Annotated in this window: 20 protein-coding genes; 11 read left to right on the forward strand and 9 right to left on the reverse strand. The window is 49.4% G+C overall.

Annotation, left to right across the window (positions count from 1 at the left end; translation table 11 throughout):
• The first annotated feature begins 39 nt into the window (after positions 1 to 39).
• From C792_RS15145 to C792_RS0101660, 8 genes are all read left to right on the forward strand, one after another.
• The gene (locus C792_RS15145; protein ID WP_425413712.1) at positions 40 to 159 is read left to right on the forward strand and encodes a YrhK family protein; all 120 of its coding nucleotides are present in this window, start codon (positions 40 to 42) and stop codon (positions 157 to 159) included.
• A 211-nt stretch (positions 160 to 370) separates the two neighbouring features.
• Positions 371 to 1,078, forward strand: coding sequence for a TMEM164-related integral membrane acyltransferase (locus C792_RS0101630; protein WP_017547700.1), 708 nt, complete (start codon positions 371 to 373; stop codon positions 1,076 to 1,078).
• Positions 1,079 to 1,135: 57 nt separating this feature from the next.
• Complete coding sequence (locus C792_RS0101635) at positions 1,136 to 1,858, forward strand: hypothetical protein (protein ID WP_017547701.1); 723 nt, start codon at positions 1,136 to 1,138, stop codon at positions 1,856 to 1,858.
• A 79-nt stretch (positions 1,859 to 1,937) separates the two neighbouring features.
• Entirely contained in the window at positions 1,938 to 2,720 is a 783-nt protein-coding gene (locus C792_RS0101640; RefSeq protein ID WP_017547702.1) for a Cof-type HAD-IIB family hydrolase, read from the forward strand.
• Positions 2,721 to 2,870: 150 nt separating this feature from the next.
• Complete coding sequence (locus C792_RS0101645) at positions 2,871 to 3,089, forward strand: heavy-metal-associated domain-containing protein (protein WP_017547703.1); 219 nt, start codon at positions 2,871 to 2,873, stop codon at positions 3,087 to 3,089.
• A 29-nt stretch (positions 3,090 to 3,118) separates the two neighbouring features.
• Positions 3,119 to 5,014: a heavy metal translocating P-type ATPase gene (locus C792_RS0101650; RefSeq protein WP_017547704.1), complete on the forward strand. Its 1,896-nt coding sequence runs from the start codon at positions 3,119 to 3,121 to the stop codon at positions 5,012 to 5,014.
• 24 nt (positions 5,015 to 5,038) lie between these two features.
• Entirely contained in the window at positions 5,039 to 5,701 is a 663-nt protein-coding gene (locus tag C792_RS0101655; RefSeq protein ID WP_017547705.1) for a Crp/Fnr family transcriptional regulator, read from the forward strand.
• Between the two features lie 90 nt (positions 5,702 to 5,791).
• Complete coding sequence (locus C792_RS0101660) at positions 5,792 to 6,271, forward strand: Dps family protein (RefSeq protein WP_017547706.1); 480 nt, start codon at positions 5,792 to 5,794, stop codon at positions 6,269 to 6,271.
• A 55-nt stretch (positions 6,272 to 6,326) separates the two neighbouring features.
• Here C792_RS0101660 and C792_RS0101665 read toward each other — a convergent pair whose 3' ends face one another.
• A complete protein-coding gene (locus tag C792_RS0101665; protein ID WP_017547707.1) occupies positions 6,327 to 7,889 on the reverse strand; it encodes a BCCT family transporter in 1,563 nt (520 codons plus the stop codon).
• Between the two features lie 172 nt (positions 7,890 to 8,061).
• On the opposite strand from C792_RS0101665, the gene C792_RS0101670 reads away from it, so the two are divergent.
• Positions 8,062 to 8,502, forward strand: coding sequence for a MarR family winged helix-turn-helix transcriptional regulator (locus C792_RS0101670; RefSeq protein WP_017547708.1), 441 nt, complete (start codon positions 8,062 to 8,064; stop codon positions 8,500 to 8,502).
• A gap of 73 nt (positions 8,503 to 8,575) precedes the next feature.
• Here C792_RS0101670 and C792_RS0101675 read toward each other — a convergent pair whose 3' ends face one another.
• From C792_RS0101675 to C792_RS0101700, 6 genes are all read right to left on the reverse strand, one after another.
• A complete protein-coding gene (locus C792_RS0101675; RefSeq protein WP_017547709.1) occupies positions 8,576 to 9,229 on the reverse strand; it encodes a metal-dependent transcriptional regulator in 654 nt (217 codons plus the stop codon).
• Positions 9,230 to 9,275: 46 nt separating this feature from the next.
• Positions 9,276 to 10,367, reverse strand: a complete 1,092-nt coding sequence (locus C792_RS0101680; RefSeq protein ID WP_017547710.1) for a metal ABC transporter permease — start codon at positions 10,365 to 10,367, stop codon at positions 9,276 to 9,278.
• Entirely contained in the window at positions 10,364 to 11,242 is an 879-nt protein-coding gene (locus tag C792_RS0101685; protein WP_017547711.1) for a metal ABC transporter permease, read from the reverse strand. The genes C792_RS0101680 and C792_RS0101685 overlap by 4 nt, the downstream gene beginning before the upstream one ends.
• Positions 11,239 to 11,964: a metal ABC transporter ATP-binding protein gene (locus tag C792_RS0101690; RefSeq protein ID WP_017547712.1), complete on the reverse strand. Its 726-nt coding sequence runs from the start codon at positions 11,962 to 11,964 to the stop codon at positions 11,239 to 11,241. The genes C792_RS0101685 and C792_RS0101690 overlap by 4 nt, the downstream gene beginning before the upstream one ends.
• A gap of 13 nt (positions 11,965 to 11,977) precedes the next feature.
• Positions 11,978 to 12,904 carry a metal ABC transporter solute-binding protein, Zn/Mn family gene (locus C792_RS0101695; RefSeq protein WP_017547713.1) on the reverse strand — a complete coding sequence of 309 codons (927 nt, stop codon included), beginning with the start codon at positions 12,902 to 12,904 and terminating at the stop codon, positions 11,978 to 11,980.
• An 82-nt stretch (positions 12,905 to 12,986) separates the two neighbouring features.
• Entirely contained in the window at positions 12,987 to 13,679 is a 693-nt protein-coding gene (locus tag C792_RS0101700) for a YjjG family noncanonical pyrimidine nucleotidase (protein WP_017547714.1), read from the reverse strand.
• Between the two features lie 126 nt (positions 13,680 to 13,805).
• Here C792_RS0101700 and malQ point away from each other — a divergent pair, with 126 nt between their 5' ends.
• Both malQ and C792_RS0101710 read left to right on the forward strand, forming a co-directional pair.
• Entirely contained in the window at positions 13,806 to 15,290 is a 1,485-nt protein-coding gene (malQ, locus tag C792_RS0101705) for a 4-alpha-glucanotransferase (protein WP_017547715.1), read from the forward strand.
• Positions 15,287 to 17,638, forward strand: coding sequence for a glycogen/starch/alpha-glucan phosphorylase (locus C792_RS0101710; RefSeq protein WP_017547716.1), 2,352 nt, complete (start codon positions 15,287 to 15,289; stop codon positions 17,636 to 17,638). The genes malQ and C792_RS0101710 overlap by 4 nt, the downstream gene beginning before the upstream one ends.
• A 67-nt stretch (positions 17,639 to 17,705) precedes the next feature.
• On the opposite strand, the gene C792_RS0101715 is transcribed toward C792_RS0101710, so the two are convergent.
• Complete coding sequence (locus C792_RS0101715) at positions 17,706 to 18,137, reverse strand: hemerythrin domain-containing protein (protein ID WP_017547717.1); 432 nt, start codon at positions 18,135 to 18,137, stop codon at positions 17,706 to 17,708.
• 30 nt (positions 18,138 to 18,167) lie between these two features.
• On the reverse strand, positions 18,168 to 18,890 hold the full coding sequence (locus C792_RS0101720) for a 3-ketoacyl-ACP reductase (RefSeq protein WP_017547718.1): 723 nt from the start codon (positions 18,888 to 18,890) through the stop codon (positions 18,168 to 18,170).
• Positions 18,891 to 18,966 lie beyond the last annotated feature (76 nt).

Consider the following 18,966-nt stretch of genomic DNA (forward strand, 5'->3'; position numbering starts at 1 on the left):
TTAAGCTCCAGAGCAGAGGTCATCGTAATCTGGTTTGTAATAGGGAGTGTATTCTTTCTCTTTCACTCGACGATGATGGCCGGTACGATTTTCTTCATCCTGGGCAGTCTGCAGCTGCTTGCCCGGCCGATTTTGAAACTGCTTCATGATTCTTCATAAGGAAAGAGACAGAGCGGGAAATGAAAGATGACAGGCCTTCGAAAATCATGGGTGAACTGACAGATCATGATGGACGATGAAGCATACAAAGCCCGGGGCGGAGAAATTCCGCATCGGGCTTCAATATCGGAAAATATCAAAAGTAGAGCGGTTTGCCGTCTGTACTTGTGATAGAATCCATATATGACATATACAGAGCCGGAGGGTTCCGATGAATTGGTTTTGGGATGAAGCTGTTCCATACATACAGCCGGGTGGAGCGGGACACATTACATATATAATACTTCTCATCATTGTTTTCATCATCGTCTTTTGTAACAGGGAGAAGTTCAGCGGCAGGGAAAGCAGGGTGTACCTGATTTTGGCCGTCATCGGCCTGCTCCATCAGCTGATGATCACCAGCTGGTACATTTTTGAGACCGGCTACGATCTGAGGGATGCCATGCCGCTCCACATCTGCAGGGTGGTCGTCTGGTTCATCATCTTCCAGGGTGTCGTCAGACAGCGCTGGATGCATGATCTCATATTCTATTTCGGGCTCTATGCCTACGGTTCCTTTGCACTGCCGATTGCCATCCACCCCCCGCATCATTTCGTGGGATGGACATTTGTGCTCCTGCATACCGTCATCATCATCTATCCCTTCATCATCCACTGGATGACGGGGTGGGTGCCTGCGTTCAAAGGCGCGATACGCTGCTTTGGGGTATTCCTCGTGTACTTCGCAGTAATACTGGCTGTCAATGCACTCGTAGACGGAAACTATTTCTATATGGATGACAGGCCTTTCCTGCATCTTATGGATGACCTTCCTTATATTATACTGAATATCGCAGGCACGTTCGGTGTTTTCATGATCGGACTCATGCTTTCCAAAATAATGCTCAAATTTGAAAAACAGAGTTATCCTGCAGAGTAAAGGCGGATTTTGTGCTTTTTATACTTGTGTGGCATAATTTCGGGAGGAGGTAACTGCATGATAATTACGATTGCTTTCATACTTTTCGCAGGGCAGCTTATCAAATCGTTCTATACGCATTACATATCAGAAAAACGGAAGTATTTCAGTTTTGACGACCGGCGGTTTACAGATGATGATTACCTGAAGGTCCAGGATTTGAATATCGACAGGCTGGAGCGCACTTTCCTCTATATAATGCTCGCCGTCTATGTGGCGGCTCTGCTGGCACATCTTTTCCTGAACCCGATCCTGAGCATATGGCTGCTGGGAGCTTTTTTCTCCTGCATCCTTCTGCTGAGCATGATTGTCGATCTGAAGCTGTATACAATCGGCCATGACAGGACGCATATCATCATGGCTGTCATCTGGCTGGCAATGATCATCGGCATATTCGGTTTCCTGACGATGGCAAGTGTCAAAGACAGCGACATCTCTTTTGAAGCGGATGAATTCACTCTGGCATCACTCGACTATGGCATTCCATATGGCGATATTGAAAGTGTGGAGATGACAGATGGTGTTCCTGAAATTCCGTCCAACCATCTTGTAATGGGTGCGGGCGGACACCTGCACGGCACTTTCATCGAAGGCGGAGCGAATATGTCCAGGCTGGATATCGAAGATAAAGGCCAGCCGATCGTCCACATAAAGACGGTGCATATGGATATTTATATAAACGACAGTGATGCCGGGAAGACCGAGACGTGGTTTGAAGAACTGTCTTCACGGACAGAGTGATGATCAGTGTTGACATGAAAGGCGTTTCATAGGGTAGACTTGCTGTAATCTTTAAAAATATGACTAGAGGTGCAGAGAAATGAAGGAACAGAGTATTATTTTCTTTGATATTGACGGTACGCTGCTGGATACGGATAAAAATCTTCCGGAGTCCGCCAAAAAGTCGGTGGCCCGGCTGAAAGAGGACGGGCATATCGTGGCGATTGCCACAGGCCGCGCACCTTTCATGTACGAGGAGCTGCGCAAAGAACTCGACATCGATACGTTCGTCAGCTGTAATGGCCAGTACGTCGTGCTGGAAGGGGAAGTGATCTACCAGAACCCGCTCCACAAGGAGGATCTTGTAGCACTGACCAAAGAGGCACTCGGCAATGACCACCCGGTCGTCTATCTCAGTGAAGAGGATATGATGTCGAATGTTCCGGAACATGAGTACATTAATGAGGGCATCGCTTCGCTGAAACTTGGAATTATGCCGGGCCACGATCCCGAGTATCTTCACGGCCGCGACCTGTATCAGACGCTGCTGTTCGTACCCGAAGGGGAAGAGGGGCAGTACATCGATAAATATGACAACTTCGATTTTATCAGATGGCATCCGGTTTCAATGGACGTCATTCCGAAAGGGGCATCAAAGGCCGAAGGCATTGCCAAGGTAATCGATGAACTGGGTCTGCCTGCGGAAAGGCAGTATGCCTTCGGCGACGGCCCGAACGATCTTGAGATGCTGAGCACCGTCCACCACAGCTTTGCCATGGGCAACGCCAAGGATGAAGTGAAGTCAAAAGCCAGGCATATTACGAAGCATGTGAATGACAATGGTGTCGAACATGGTCTGAGGATGGCCGGGCTGATTCAATAGGGATATCTGCTGGGAACTGTGGTACTGCCACAGTTCTTTTTTATTGCCGTAATATTGATCCCGGTCAATTTTTTGTCTGGGAATCCATCATATAATAATAGGTGAAGAAAGGGCTAAGGCCCAAAAAAACCGAAGGAAGAGGTAATCAATATGAAAACGAAACTTCAGACAGAAACGTTCACATGTCCGAGCTGCATCAAAAAAATCGAAGATAACCTGAAAAAGCGGGAAGGAATCGAGGCGGCAAAAGTGCTGTTCAATTCCAGCAAAGTGAAAGTGGAACATGATGCAGGCGAGATCAGTCCCGATGAAATCAAAGATATTGTGGAAAAACTGGGCTATCCGGTACTAGATATGAAATCCGTATAATCAGATAGAATGGGGAGAGGTGAAAGAAGATGAACAAGTGGTTTAACCGTCATCTGAACACACTGATGTATACATCGGGAATACTGATTGTCACCGGTCTCATTTTCAGGTTTGCCGGATACACTGAAGTCATGAACGTCACATTCATACTCGCAACGTTGGCTGCCATAGGTCCGATCATGCAGAAGGCGTGGATGGCGCTTTCCATGAAGAGCTTCAGCATAGAGCTGTTGATTACGATTGCAGTAATCGGTGCGCTGTTCATTCAGGAGTATACAGAGGCGGCAATCGTTACATTCCTGTTTTTGTTCGGGGCATATCTTGAAAAACGGACGCTCAGGAAGACACGGAGTTCCATCCAGTCACTGGTGGATATGGCGCCTTCGGCCGCTTCGGTCGTGAGGGATGGAGCAGAACTGGAAGTCGACATCGATGACGTTGAGGAAGGCGACCGTGTCATTGTCAGGCCGGGCGGCAAAGTTCCGGTTGACGGGGTCATCGTCAAAGGCCGGGCGAATATAAATGAAGCGGCGATCACCGGTGAATCCAACCTCAAATTCAAAACAGCGGCAGCGGAAATCTTCAGCGGCAGCGTGCTGGACAGTGGATACATCGAACTCGAAGCGACAAAAGTCGGCGAGGATACGACGTTTGCGAAGATCATCGAACTTGTGGAGGATGCGCAGGAGAAAAAGAGCGGTACTGAAAAGTTCCTGAACAAATTTGCGAATTACTATACCCCTTCCATCGCAGTGATTGCAATTCTTGTGTATTTGCTGACACGCAACCTGCACCTGGCGATTACATTCCTTGTCATCGCATGCCCTGGTGCCCTGGTAATCGGCGCACCGGTCGCATATGTGGCAGGTATCGGCAACGGCGCCCGGAAAGGTGTGCTCATCAAGGGCGGGGAAATAGTAGATAACTTTGCAAAAATAGATACTGTGATCTTCGACAAGACAGGGACACTGACAGAAGGCAGGCCGTCTGTAACAAACATCCAGATTTTCGATGATACAGATGAAGATGAATTCATGAAGGATGTCGCGGAAATCGAGATGGTAAGTGAGCATCACCTTGGTCAGACCATCGTCACGGAAGCCGGAAGCCGTAATCTGCATCCGGACAAAGGGAACGTCAGTGACGCCGAAGCAATAAAAGGTAAAGGTGTCAGCGGTGCGCTTGGGAATGACAACTACATCATCGGCAATCAGAAACTGATGGATGACTATGATATCGCCATATCAAGGGATATCCGCGTGCGTTATGTAAGAGAGCAGAAAGAGGGCAACACGGCAATATTCGTAGCGAAGAACGGCAAAATTACCGGTATCGTGTCCATCATGGATAAGATCAGGAACGATGCCGCCGCGACCATACGGGCTTTCCGCGGCAGGGGCGTGAAAAACCTGGTCATGCTGACAGGCGACAACAGACATGCTGCAAAAAGAGTGAGCGACATACTTGGACTGGACGGCTTCCAGGCAGAACTCATGCCCGATGACAAGATGAAGTACATCGAGGAAGAGAAAGCGGCCGGCCGGAGAGTGATGATGGTCGGGGATGGCATCAATGATGCGCCGGCGCTGGCCTTTGCTGATGTGGGCATTGCGATGGGGCACGGAGGTACGGATATCGCAATGGAAACAGCTGATGTAGTACTGATGGGATCGAGTATGGAGCAGCTCGCCCATGGTTTCAACATTTCAAAAGCGTCATACCGGGTGATGCTACAGAACACTGCCATCGCACTCCTCACAGTAGCATTGCTGCTTGCGGGAGTATTATATGGATATATCCATCTCGCATCTGGTATGCTGATTCATGAAGTGAGTGTCCTCCTTGTCATAGTGAATGCCATGAGGCTGATCAGGCTGAAGGACAGGCGGACCATAGCGGCGGAGCTCCGGGAAGGAGTGGGCTGATTAGCAGGGTATGGGGGAAGAGAAGTGAAAAATCATCCAGGTCAGAAACTTTGTGTAAGGAACGTTCCTATTTTCAATCATCTGACAGACGGGGAAATGAATGAAGTGTTCAGCAAGGTCCATTCCACAGATTACAGAAAGAATGAACATCTTTATATGGCCGGGGATCTTGAACAGTCGCTGTATGTTCTTCACCAGGGCAAGATAAGGATCTACAGGCTGACTGATGAAGGCAGAGAACAGCTGATAAGGGTGCTGAAGCCCGGGGAGTTCACCGGGGAACTTTCCCTCTTCGGGACCGACAAGCCGCATGAATCATATGCGGAAATGATGGAGAAATCACAGGTCTGTGAAATCACCAAAGACGATATATACGGGTTGATGAAGGAATATCCTGATATCGGCATAAAGATAGTTGAGGAATTTTCAGAACGTCTTGAAGCGGCGGAACAGCAGACGACGAACATATCCCTGCTCAGCAGTGAAGAACGTCTGCTGGAATATATCAGGGGGCATGTGGATCAGGACGACTATGTGCAGCTTGAGATGACCAAAAGAGACCTGTCATCATACCTCAGTATGCAGCCCGAGACGCTGACACGCCTGTTTAAAAAGCTCGAGGCCCGGGGGGATGTTGAAAAACTGGACAATAAGACCTACAGGGTGCGCAACTATTCAATACTCTGAGTGTCTGAGAGTTTCAGCAGTATGGTTTATGCATGACAGCACCGGGTAGATTCATAATGATACTGACTATATTGGGAGAGGTGATAATGAATGGCTAAAACGAAAGACGGCAAGAAGACGGACAGGAAGAATGAGGTCAAAAAGTCACTGAACAAACAGGTGGCGAACTTTACCGTGCTATGGACGAAACTCCACAACTATCACTGGTATGTAAAGGGCCCCAATTTCTTTTCCCTGCATGAGAAATTCGAGGAACTCTACACCACTGCGGGCACCTATGTCGATGAACTGGCGGAAAGGCTGCTCGCCATCGGCGGTGAACCGATCGGCAGACAATCCGATGCCATTGAGGCAGCCAGTGTAAAAGAGGCGGAGTATGACACAGAAGCCGACGATATGGTGAAGCAGCTGGTCAAGGATTACAGTACTGTGATCAAAGAGCTTGATAAAGGTAAGAAGGCAGCAGAGGATGCAGGGGATGATCGCACGGCCGATATCTTCATCGGCATGATTACGGAAGTTGAGAAGAACAACTGGATGCTGAAATCCTTCCTCGGAAAGGATGTATAGATGAGGGCGAAAAAAGTGGCTGGTACACCAGCCACTTTTTTTGGTTCACGTATTTTTATTTGTCAGGTTTTCTGATGTTATACTTCCACGCTTCATCTTCATCCATCATTTTCTTGGCGGCATAGATCATGAGGAACTGGATGAAAATGATCGGGATGCCCATGATGCCCGAAACGACTTCGAGTGGTGCAAGACCGCCAATCTGCATGAGTACCAGGGCAAGTGCCGTTATGACGAAAGCCACAAAGATTCTGAGAAATTTTGACGGTTCCATCCTGCTCATGTCATTTCTGCTCGTGTAGGTGGCAATGGTGAATGTAGTGGAGTCGAGCGTCGTCGTCAGGAAAATCAATGCAATGATGATGAAGAGCACCATCATCAACCCTGACAGGGGCAGTGTCTGCAGTATAGCCGGTATGAGCTGTACGGCCTCGTTATCCCCGAGCATCCCCAGGACATCGGTGCCGCCGTTCAGCTGCGCATTTACGCCAACACCTCCGAGGATTCCTGTCGCAACCCATGATATTGCCGTCGGTGCGAGCAGATATGTCAGGATCATCTCCTTGACGGTCCGGCCCCTGGAAATTTTGGCGGCGAATACACTGTGGAGCATCGCCCATGTTGCATTGTATGCCATCCAGAATATCAGGTGGTTTCTGATGAAAGTCGTCTGCTCTGTGGCCACTGAATCAGTGTAGAATGAGAACGTGAAATAGTTTGTGAGCAGATGGCCTATGGTCTCGGTGAAAAAGTCCATTATAAAGACACCTGGTCCGATGACCAGTATGAGCAGTGCCAAAAAGGCTGCCATGTAGATATTGAAGACACTGAGCTTCTTAATCCCCTTCTCGATACCCCGGTAGGCGCTCAGCGAGAACAGCGCCACCCAGACGACGGTTACAATCATGGTCATTGTAAAGGTGACTTCTGTGTTGAGAAGTTCTGCAAGGTTGGTCGTGATGATGGGCGTACCGAGTCCGAGAGTGACTGCTGCTCCTGAAAGGATGCTCATGAGAAACAATATGTCCAGTATGATGCCGCCCGCGCCATCTGTGAACCGATCGCCGAATATGACGCGGGTCGCTTCGGATATTCGCATCATCGGCCGTTTCTTCACATGAATGATATAAGCCATCGCGGGTGCGGCCATTACGAAAACGGAGAATACCTGGAAACTCCATATATACATCGCATAGGAATTGCCCCAGAGGAGTGCTTCGGCGGAACCCGCCTCCACGCCGAGCGGCGGGTTGTCCGCAACACCCGCCCACTGTACCATGCCGGTTCTCATTATTGTCGAGCCCAGACCCATTGCAATCAGCAGCGATGCATATTCAAACAGCGTGAACTGCGGTCTTTCATCCGGTGCTCCGAGAACTACCTTGCCGTATTTTGAGAAGGACAGGTAAAGCCCTGCAGCCAGCAGTATATTTGCATACCAGATATATCCCCATCCGAACTGGGCAACGATCTGGTCGAATATATTATTGAGGATTGCAAGGGATTCCGATTCATACAGTGCCAAAGGAATACTGATCAGCACTATGATGATGACGGCGGGCAGGAATATTTTATGATCGACAGTTTTCAATCCTCCGCGTCCCGGTTTCTCTTCCATGATCAAATCTCCTCCTTCAACATTTGAGTAAAAGTTCTGGAATTTTAAATATACGGACAGTCTAACATATACCCAAAAGTTAATATGATATACTCATCTAAAAATGTAATTGTATAATAAAAGTATATTTTGATGGAAAAGAATAATGGGAAAGAACAGAAGGAGGATGAAGATGTCGGAAGAACACGATGACCGACAGCTGTCACTGAAACTGTATATAGTCATGCACCATGCTTTCAATTCGATGCAGGACCAGTCGTTCAAAGACATGAAAAGGTATGGGCTGAACCCGACTGAATTCGCTGTGATGGAGCTGCTTTACAATAAAGGCCCCCAGCAGATACGGGAGATAGGCAGCCGGGTGCTGCTTGCCTCCGGATCCATTACGTACGTTGTGGACAAACTGGTGAATGAAGGGTATGCAGTAAAGGAACGTTACGAGATGGACAGGCGGATAACGTATGTGTCGCTCAGGCCCAGAGGCAGGAAGCTGATGGATGAAATCTTCCCGCAGCATGCAGAACAGATGGAGAGGATAACGAGCGGACTGACTGTAATAGAGAAGAGAAGGCTGACAGAGCTTCTGAAAAAACTGGGGAAGAATGTTGAGTGATACGGATGGCAGTATGGAAGGCCGATGTCAAAAAGCGTTTCCCGGGAAATTTCCCGGGAAACGCTTTTTGACATCATATATGCTCGACGAACAAGTATTGGGCAATTGTCTGGCTGATCTGTATCTCCTTATCCGTGGTACCGTGATTCAAGGTGAGGAGGTCGAGGCCTGAATCCCTGCCGGTCACTGTGACCCGGTCCCCGATTTTGAGGTCATGGTTTTCAAAATATCGGAGCAGCCTGTCTTCATCAACAATACGGGAAATGCGAACCGGTACCCCGAGCACTGCTTCAGTCAGGTGCACTGTCATGTCTTCCTGCTCCTCCATCAAATCGGTGGATATGGCGCCTCCGTGCGGACAGTACTCCGGAAATTCCAGGTAGGCCTCCAGCCTGTCGGCGAGTTCGGCACTGGTAGAGTGTTCCAGAAGTTCCGCCTCAGGATGGACTTCATTGATGTTGAAGCCGAGATGTTTCACAAGGAACACTTCCCACAACCTGTGCTTGCGGATCAGTTTTTTTGCATAGTCGGTGCCCTCCTGGGTCAGCTTGCTCCCTTTGTACGGCGTATAAACCACCCATCCCGCTTTGACCAGGCTGTTCATCATTTCCGTCACGGTGGGCGGGGAGATGCTCAGCCGGTTGGCTATTTCCTTATTCGGCACCTGTTCGGTCCGGCCGCCGAGTTCAAACAGTATTTTTAAATAATCTTCCTTCGTTGGGCTCATGGGTCTCACTCCATTTTGAATTAATTACTATTATGAAGAAAAACATCTATATCGGCAATTCATATTTGCTCCGGGTGTAATGTGTGTATTCCTCGCCCCGTTCTGTAAGGGTGTACTGTCCATTCTTCTTTTCGATGTAGTCATTGATGAGCAGATGCTCCATATGATTATCGAACTGTTTTTGGTTCAGGTTGAAGTGGGATGTGATTTCGCCGGCTGTAAGACGCGTATGCCCGTGTTCATTCATGAGCATCAGTATCATCGCCCGGGTGAAGGTGCGCTTTTGCCTGAGTGCCCTGAGTTTGCCGTTTAGCCAGCCATCGGGACTGAATATGAACACTGCCATGAAAGTGACGAGCGCCGTAAATGAAGTGACACCGGCAATGGACAGGTCATAGCTGAAACCGATTATATATCCGATCACACTGTTCCAGACTGCAAAAAGCATCGACAGCCAGATCATCGCACTGAGTCGCCTCACAAGCAGGTAGGCCGTGAGGGCGGGGGCCACGAAGAAGTTGATCACAAGTATGGAGCCGACCGCATCAAATGCAGCCACTGCAGTGACGGAAACGAGTGTCATGAGCGCGTAATAGATTAAGGTGGCTGAAAAACCTGCGATGAACGCGAATTTCGGGTCAAAGGTCGTAAGCTTGAGCTCTTTATAGAACAGTGCGATGAAAGCAAAGTTCACAAACATTATGATCGACAGCTGCCACAGGGCGGCGGGGATGCTGAAGCCGAAGACATCTATCCGGTTGAATGGTGCGAAGAGGACTTCCCCCATCAGGACAACATCCATATCCAGGTGGGCGTTCCCCGAGTATTTGGAAATCAGTACGATGGCAGCTGCAAACAGTGCAGTGAAGACCAGACCGATGGCTGCATCCTGACGCACCAGCTGCGTTCTTGAGACCAGTTCGATGATATAGACAGTGGCGATGCCGATGATGCTCGCTGCGATGATCAGCCATGGCGAGCGTATATCATTCGTCATGAAGAAGGCAAGGACGATGCCGAGCAGGATCGTATGGCTGATGGCGTCAGTTGTCATCGACAGCCCGCGGAGTACGAGGAATACACCGGGTACACTCGTGGCAAGTGCTGTCACGATGAGGACAAGCAGAACTTCAATCATGATACACCACCCATTCTTCTTTTATATATGTTTCTCCTGATGATACCTTTCGGCGCGCAGAATAAAGAGAGTGCCATCAAGAAAGAGAGCGTAAGGATGATGGCGGGCCCCGTCGCTATGTTTTCCCCTGCGGTACTGATATATGTACCGGTAAAGGCGGCAAATGCACCTGAAGACCCGGCAATCAGAAGCACGGTGGAAAAACGGCTGGACCATAACTGTCCAATGACGGCCGGGGCGATCAGAAGGTTGACGATAAGTATCGCCCCGACCGCCTTCAGACCGACTGAAATCAGCAGTATGGTGATGATGAGAATGATGAAATTCATCAGGGTGTTGTTGATTCCCGCCGTCCTGCTGAAGACGGGGTCGAATATATAGATTCTGATCTGTATATAGAATGCTGCGAGTATGAACAGGCTGATGACGGAGGCGGCAGTGATAAGGTAGACATCGCTTCTCAACATATAGGCAGCCTGTCCGAATATATAGTCATTGAGCCCCTGAGTACCTTCAAAATCCGGATTTCCCTGTACAAAACTCATAAGGGCCATGCCAAGTCCGAAAAATGACGAGAGGACCAGGGCGAGCGCACCATCCAGTGTGACCTTGGAATGATTCGTTATCATCTGGATGGTGAGGAAAGCGATGATGCCGAACAGGACAGCGCCAAGTGCCAGCGTATACGTTTCCTTTACGCCGATGAGCATGAATGCGAGTACTATGCCGGGGAAAGTGGCATGTCCGACGGCATCCCCTATCAGGCTCTGGCCTTTCATCACACTGATAGCCCCCACCATGCCGCCGGCGAATGCAAGGATCATTGTGCCTGCTGCGACAACGATGAACGTGAAGCTGGTCAGTACTTCCATCATACGCCGACGCCTTTCTCCCGGTAGGCTTTTTCTATGTTGTCCCCGGTGAATACTGCGTCTGTCGGGCCATCGGCAATGATGGTTTTGTTCATGATTACAACATGATCGAAATACTCCTTGACGGTGTTCAGCTGGTGATGGACGACGATGAATGTTTTGCCCTCCGCCTGCAGTTTTCTGATGACGTCCATTATCAGATTTTCAGTGGTGATGTCAATGCCCTGGAGCGGCTCATCCATTACATATATATCTGCATCCTGTGCAATTGCGCGGGCAAGGAATGCCCTCTGGCGCTGGCCGCCTGACAACTCTGAAATCTGCCGGTCGCAAAACGCCTCCATTTTCATGGTTTTCAATGCTTCCAGTGCAATATCCCTGTCCTTTTTTTGAGTGCGTTTGACCCAGCCCTTATGGACATACCGTCCCATCAGGACGACATCCAGCACCGTTGCCGGGAAGTCCCAGTTCACCTCCCCTTTCTGGGGAACATAGGCAATGTTCTTCAACACACCCTTGTCGGTGCGGCCGTCGATCTCAATACTTCCGGATACGGGGCGGATCAGTTTCATCATCGTCTTGATCATCGTTGACTTGCCGGCACCGTTGGGTCCGACGATGGCGGTGCGGCTATTCTTTCTGATATCCAGATTGATGTGCCACAGGGCGGGTTTATCCTGATATGCGACATTCAGGTCTTTGATTGTAATGATAGTGCCATCCATTTTCAGGACCTCCTCATTTCAGGTTTTCTACGATCGTGTCGATATTGTGCCGGTACATGCCGATATAAGTGTCCCCGGGCTCTCCCGCTTCTCCGAGGGAATCGGAGTAGAGTGCCTCGTCGGCACTGCCGATGACATTCACCGTACCGCCCCGGGTCGAAACGATCTCCTCAAGCCGCCGCATCTGATCGGGGTTGGTCGTCGTTTCCACGAATACAGATTTGACATCACGTTCCATGATGATGTCCGCGGTCATGCTGATCGTGTTATTGGATACTTCTGATGCAGTGGAAAAGCCCTGGGGTGCATGCACATCCAGGTCATATGAAGCGCTCAGATATCCGAATGCATCGTGCGGTGTAATCAGAATCCTGGATTCGGCGGGGACTTCAGAGAGTCGCTCCCGGACATAGGACTCCAGCTCGTCGAGTTCTCTGAAGTATGCTTCCATATTGGCCTGGAATTTCTCTTCGTGGTCGGGCGACGCTTTGGAAAGTTCCGTTTTGACAATTGTCATCGCCTCCTTGTAAAGTTCGATGTTGAACCAGAAATGGGGATCCGTCTCCCCTTCCTCTTCAGTTTCAAGAGAGGCGCTGTCAAAGCTCTCGGCAACGGGGATGCCGTCTGTCAGTACATCAGCCATGCGTCCTTCGAAGTTGAGCCCCTGATAGAATAGAATATCCGACTCCAAAATCGTTGTCAGATTGCTCGCCTTCGGCTGATAGGTATGTGGATCGACGCCTGCGGGTATGATCAGTTCGGTGTCGAAGGCATCGGCACCTTCATCCAGAACTTCCACCATATCCAGAAGGAATGTCGTCGTAACCGCGACATCCTGCCTTTTGTCGTCGGTGGCGGACTCATCTCCGCCGTTTCCCGAGCACCCGGCGGCTGTGACCATGAATATCATCATGATGGAGAATAGTGCGGTCTTTTTCATAATCTGTCCTCCGATGTTGAAAGTTGATATTTAGGTTACCCTAATATATAAATTTAGTCAACCCAAATAAAAAAGACCGGTGTCACCGGTCTAGAATACGGAACAGTTCATTCAGCTGCCTGATTTCAAAATCCGCTTTGAATCCAAAAGGGTTCTCTTTGGCATCGGGGTTGTACCAGCACGTATCAATTCCGCTATTGATACCGCCGAGTATGTCTGAAGTCAGTGAATCTCCTATGATGAGTGCATCATTGGGCGTGAATCCGTCGATACAGGCGGCCACATGTTCGAAGAATTCCTTCATGGGTTTCTGGAACCCTGTGTCTTCGCTGATGAAGACATCCTGAAAATAAGGATTTATCCCGGCATTTTCGAGTCTCATTTCCTGAGTTGCCTTCACGCCGTTTGTAATGATATACAAAGGAAAGGCTTCAGACAGGATGCGAAGGACATCAAGGGCGCCGTCAAACATCCGGTGTCCGTGTTCTGCGATCTGTGCCATATACATTTCATTGATAAGCGCACCATCCACACTGTGTCCAAGTTCATCGAAGAAGACTTCATGCCTCTTTGCCAGCGCACGCTCTTTTGTCAGTTCATTCCTTTCAAGCATTTCCCAGTGCGCCTGGTTGATTGTCTTATACCGGTCATAGAGTTCCGGGGAATTGTCAACACTCTGGCTCTCAAGGACAAATTCGAGCGCCCTGTTTTCAGCAGCACCGAAGTCAAGGATGGTGTCATCAAGATCAAACAGCAGGTACTTGTAATTTTTCATGGATCAAACCTCTTTCCTGATACTGCAAATACTCATGGACCTATCATATCATTCTGACATGGAGAGGGAATATGATATAATGAAAGCGTATCAGTGCAAACGTTTGCACCAAAGGGGAGGATGTCTATGAAAAAGCGGTCCAGCGGAGTGCTTCTGCATGTTTCTTCATTGCCAGGGAAATACGGCATCGGGGATTTTGGAAAAAAGGCCTATAAGTTTGTCAGGCTGCTTGCACGCTCCAATACTAAGTACTGGCAGATACTGCCGCTCGGCGTCACCGGTTTTGGAGATTCACCATATCAGAATTTTTCCGCATTTGCCGGCAATCCGTATCTCATCGATCTGGATGAACTGATTGAGAAGGGATGGCTGTCAGAAGAGGAGGCTGCGGGAGCGGATCTGGGTGATGATCCTGAAAAAGTGGATTTTTCAAAACTTTATACGCATAAGATGCCGCTGCTTGAATCAGCATACCGCCGCGCGGCAAAAGAGATTGGCAGTGAATTGGAGGTTTTTCTCGCCAGGCACAGTGGGTGGCTCCATGATTTTGCGTTGTACATGTCGATAAAAAAGGTGCATGGCGGTGATTCCTGGATGGAGTGGCCTGATGAGTACAGGCTGAGGGAGAGAGGTGCCCTTGATGCATTTTATGAGAAGCATAAAAACGAATTTTTCTTCTGGGTGTTTACCCAGTACCTGTTTTTCGGGCAATGGGGGAGGCTCAAGAAGTATGCAAATGATCGTGGCATACGGATCATGGGGGATATCCCGATCTATGTGGCGGAAGACGGGGCGGATATCTGGTCACAGCCGGAGCTGTACAAGCTGGATGCGGATCTGAGGCCGACGGTCGTCGCAGGTGTGCCGCCGGATATGATGAGTGGCACGGGGCAGCTGTGGGGAAACCCGATATACGACTGGGATGCGATGGCACGTGATGGCTACCGATGGTGGATCAGGAGGATAGAGGAAAGCTTCAATCTGTATGATACGGTCAGAATCGACCATTTCAGGGGGTTTGAGTCGTACTGGGAGATCCCCGCCGGGAGCCCGACGGCCGAAAACGGCAACTGGGTGAAAGGTCCGGGCATGGATCTTTTCAGTGCTGTGAAGGAAGTGCTTGGAGATCGGGACATTGTGGCTGAAGACCTCGGATTCCTGACGGAGAAAGTGTATAAGCTGATTGAGGATACGGGGTACCCGGGTATGAAAATACTGCAGTTCGGATTCGCCCCTGGGGAGGATTCGGAATATCTGCCTCACAATTACGGACGGCATACCATCGCCTATACCGGGAATCATGATACACAGACGATGCGGGGGTGGCTCGACTCCTCTGACAGGGAGACATACAAAAAAGCGGAGGCATACCTGAACCTGACAGAAGAGGAGGGGCTGACTGAAGGATGCATCAGGGGTGTATTTGCCTCACATTCGTACCTTGCCGTCATTCCCATGCAGGATCTTCTCGGACTGGGAGAGAAGGCGCGGTTCAATACACCATCCACCATCGGGGGTAACTGGGAGTGGCGCATGCCCAAAGATGCTCTGAAAAAGCACACGCTAAAAAAGCTGAAACGATTGAACAGACTTTACGGGAGGTCACTATGAAATCAATTGACTTGAAAACAAGGATTGAAGCCCAGGCGCATAGAAGCTATGGCCGGTCATTTTATGAGCTGCATGAAAAAGAACAGTTCGTCGCAGTGGGAAATGCAGTGATGGAGTACCTTGTACCTGAATGGATACAATCCAAAAAGAAGTTCAGGGATCAGAAACAGGCGTACTATTTTTCGGCTGAATTTTTGCTGGGGCGGGCGTTAAGTAACAACCTGGCCAATCTGGAAATAGAAAAAGAAGTGAAGGAAACACTCAGTGAAATGGGTGTCGACTACAATGCCCTGGAGGATGCCGAAGATGATGCCGGTCTGGGGAATGGCGGACTGGGCCGTCTGGCTGCCTGTTTCCTCGATTCCGGAGCAACGCTCGACTATCCGCTGTCTGGATACGGAATACTGTACCAGTACGGCATTTTCAAACAGAATTTCGTCAACGGCTTCCAGGTTGAAGAGGGTGACCCATGGCTGGAATACGAAAACCCCTGGCTCGTCAAGGACAGCAATGATGCGGTCATTGTAGAATTCAGCGAAGAAGACAAGGTTGAGGCTGTTCCATATGATATGCCGATAGTCGGATACAGAGGGCAAACGATCAATACGCTCAGGCTCTGGAGCGCCGAAGCGATAGAGAAATTCGATTTCAAAACTTTTGATGAAGGGAACTATATTGATTCCGTAAAGGCCCAGAATGAAGCGGAGACGATTTCACGGATACTGTACCCGAATGACTCCACGGATGAAGGGAAGCGTCTCAGACTCAAACAGCAGTACTTCTTCACATCAGCGTCGCTTCAGGACCTGATTCGGAAATTCAGGAAAGATGGGCATAAGAGCTTTGACGACTTTGCCAGGCTGCACTCCATCCAGCTGAATGATACCCATCCGTCGCTTGCGATACCGGAACTCATCCGTTTATTGGAAATGGAAGGTGTGGAATTTGAGAGGGCATTTGATATTGTGCAGAAGACGATGGCGTATACAAACCATACACTCATGGCTGAGGCACTGGAAGTATGGAATGAAGAACTTTTCATATCCGTGCTTCCGAACCTGATGCCGTATATCAAAAAAATCAACGAAAGGCTCATCGGGGAACTTGAGGAATGGAAGGTGGACAAATCCCTGTGGGATAAGTTCCTCATCCTCCAGAATGAATCCGTGCATATGGCATTCATGTCAATCTATGTATCACGTGCGGTGAACGGTGTGGCTGCAATCCATACCAATCTGCTGAAATCGGAAGTGATCCGTGAGTGGGATGAGCTGTTCCCGGGACGGATCGTCAATAAGACCAACGGCATCACCCAGCGGAGATGGCTGCTCCAGGCCAACCCCGGGCTCAGCAACATGATTACAGAACTGCTCGGTGGTGATGAATGGATCACAGATCTGGGCCTGCTCAAAAATCTTGAGGGCAGGTGTGAGGATGATGGGATAATCGAGCGGTTCATCGGCATCAAAAATGAGAAGAAGCAGGAACTTGCAGAGTATATCCGGTTCCATGAAGATGTGGATATCGATCCGGAATCGATTTTCGACATACAGATCAAAAGGCTGCATGAGTACAAGAGGCAGCTGATGATGACATTTTACATCGCCGACCTGTTCAACCGTATAAAAGAAAATCCCGGGGCGGAGTGGGCAAAGCGCACATTCATCTTCGGAGCCAAGGCGGCGCCGGGATACTACATGGCGAAAGCGATCATCAAATTCATCAATGAACTCGCCGGCCGGGTAAATACGGATGACGATACGAAAGACATCATCAAGGTGGTGTTTGTTGAAAACTACGGAGTATCATATGCAGAAAAACTCTTCCCGGCGGCCGATGTATCGGAACAGATTTCAACTGCCGGCAAAGAAGCCTCCGGGACGGGCAATATGAAATTCATGCTGAACGGTGCAGTGACGGTCGGTACGATGGACGGCGCAAATGTTGAGATTGTCGAAGAAGCGGGGAGAGAAAATAACTATATCTTTGGTATGGAGGTCGGCGAGGTCGCGGCAAAACGGGGGGAATATGACCCGGAAATACCGATGCGGGAAACAGAGGGACTCGGAGCAGTTGTTGCATCACTTGTTGACGGCACCTATCAGGATAACGGCACCGGGATGCTGCGTGATCTGTATGACAGCATTGTCGGGAGGGACGAGTACTTTGTGCTGGAGGACTTTGCCTCCTACAGAGAAACGCAGGACAGAATTGCACATGACTACAGGGACAAAAAAACCTTCTATAAAAAAGGTTATATGAACATGGCGAACGCAGGCATATTCTCCTCAGACAGAACAATCGAAGAATATGCCGAGGAAATCTGGCATATCAGTAGAAGACAATGACAGGAAAACAGCCGTTACGGGGCGATATCGCCCCGTAACGGCTGTTGTTTGAGTGTGCATATCATTATTACTCACTGCCGCCGAGCAGGAGATTTTCTTCATCTCTCGAGTGGAGTTCATCCACGAGGATTATGGAGACGGAGTGATCGATGAGCTTCTGGAAGTCGACTTCATCTTTCGAGAGTTCCTCTTTCATGCGGTCGATCATCATTCTGATGAGTTCATGATCCCGCTTCAGTCCCTGCACTTTATCGTGCAGGGCGGGTTCGCGCCCGACGACCCTGTCGTACAGGCCACTGCTTGTTTCCTCTTCATCGAAATGGCCGAGGACGCGCTCCTCGACATATTCAATGAAGGATTCCATCTCATCTGCAAGTTCATTGTGTTCCAGTTTGTTGAGCAGGGTTTTCATAGATTCGAGCTGTTCCTCTGCACCTCCCAGTATTTCGTCATGCAAATTCCCGTGTGCGGAATAATCATCGAGCGGCAGGTTGTCCATCTGATTCACCGCCTCCTTACATCAAAGCTGTCATTTTTCTTTCGGAATCGGATTAGTCGCCCACATCTGGCTCGTTTTGATGAATGTTCTATGATTCAGCTTCAGCTGGCTCACGATGATGTCGGCGATATCCTCTGCGTGTGTCATCGAATCTTCCTCGAGTTTTGCCTCACCAATCAGATCTGTCAGCACTGCCGAAGGGGTGAGATAGGACACTCTGATGTTATGTTTCCGCATCTCCTGCATGATGCCCTCAGTCATGCCGATGACTGCAAATTTAGTGGCTGAATAAAGTGACGATCCGGGGGTCCCTTTGAGTCCGGACATGGAGGAGATGTTGATGACGTCCCCTTTCTTCTGTGCTGTCATCTGCGGCAGCACAGACTGCATCGTGTAGTAGGGGCCGAAGACGTTGACATCCATCATCTTTCTGAATTCATCTTCGCTGGATTCAAGGAAAGGTGTATGTCCCATGATGCCGGCGTTGTTGATCAGGATGTCGATGGTGGGGAATGTCTCATTGATGGAGGCGATCATGCTCCCGACCTCTTCACGGCTGGATACATCACCGTTCGCCCCGATGACCTGTACGCTGTATTTGCCCAGTTCCTCCACGGCGTTATCAAGTGTTTCCCGGTTGCGGCCGATGATGGCTACATTGACGCCTTCATTTGCCAGTGCATGGGCTGTTGCAAGGCCGATCCCCCGTGTGCCGCCTGTGATGACTGCATTCTTGCCTTTGATATTCTGCATAATTAGCGCTCCTCTTTTTATGATGTTATATTCATTGTAGCAAGAGAGGCGGATAGTATCATCGATGATGCTTTTT

Origin of the sequence: Salinicoccus carnicancri Crm (assembly GCF_000330705.1) — a bacterium.
GTDB lineage: Bacteria > Bacillota > Bacilli > Staphylococcales > Salinicoccaceae > Salinicoccus > Salinicoccus carnicancri.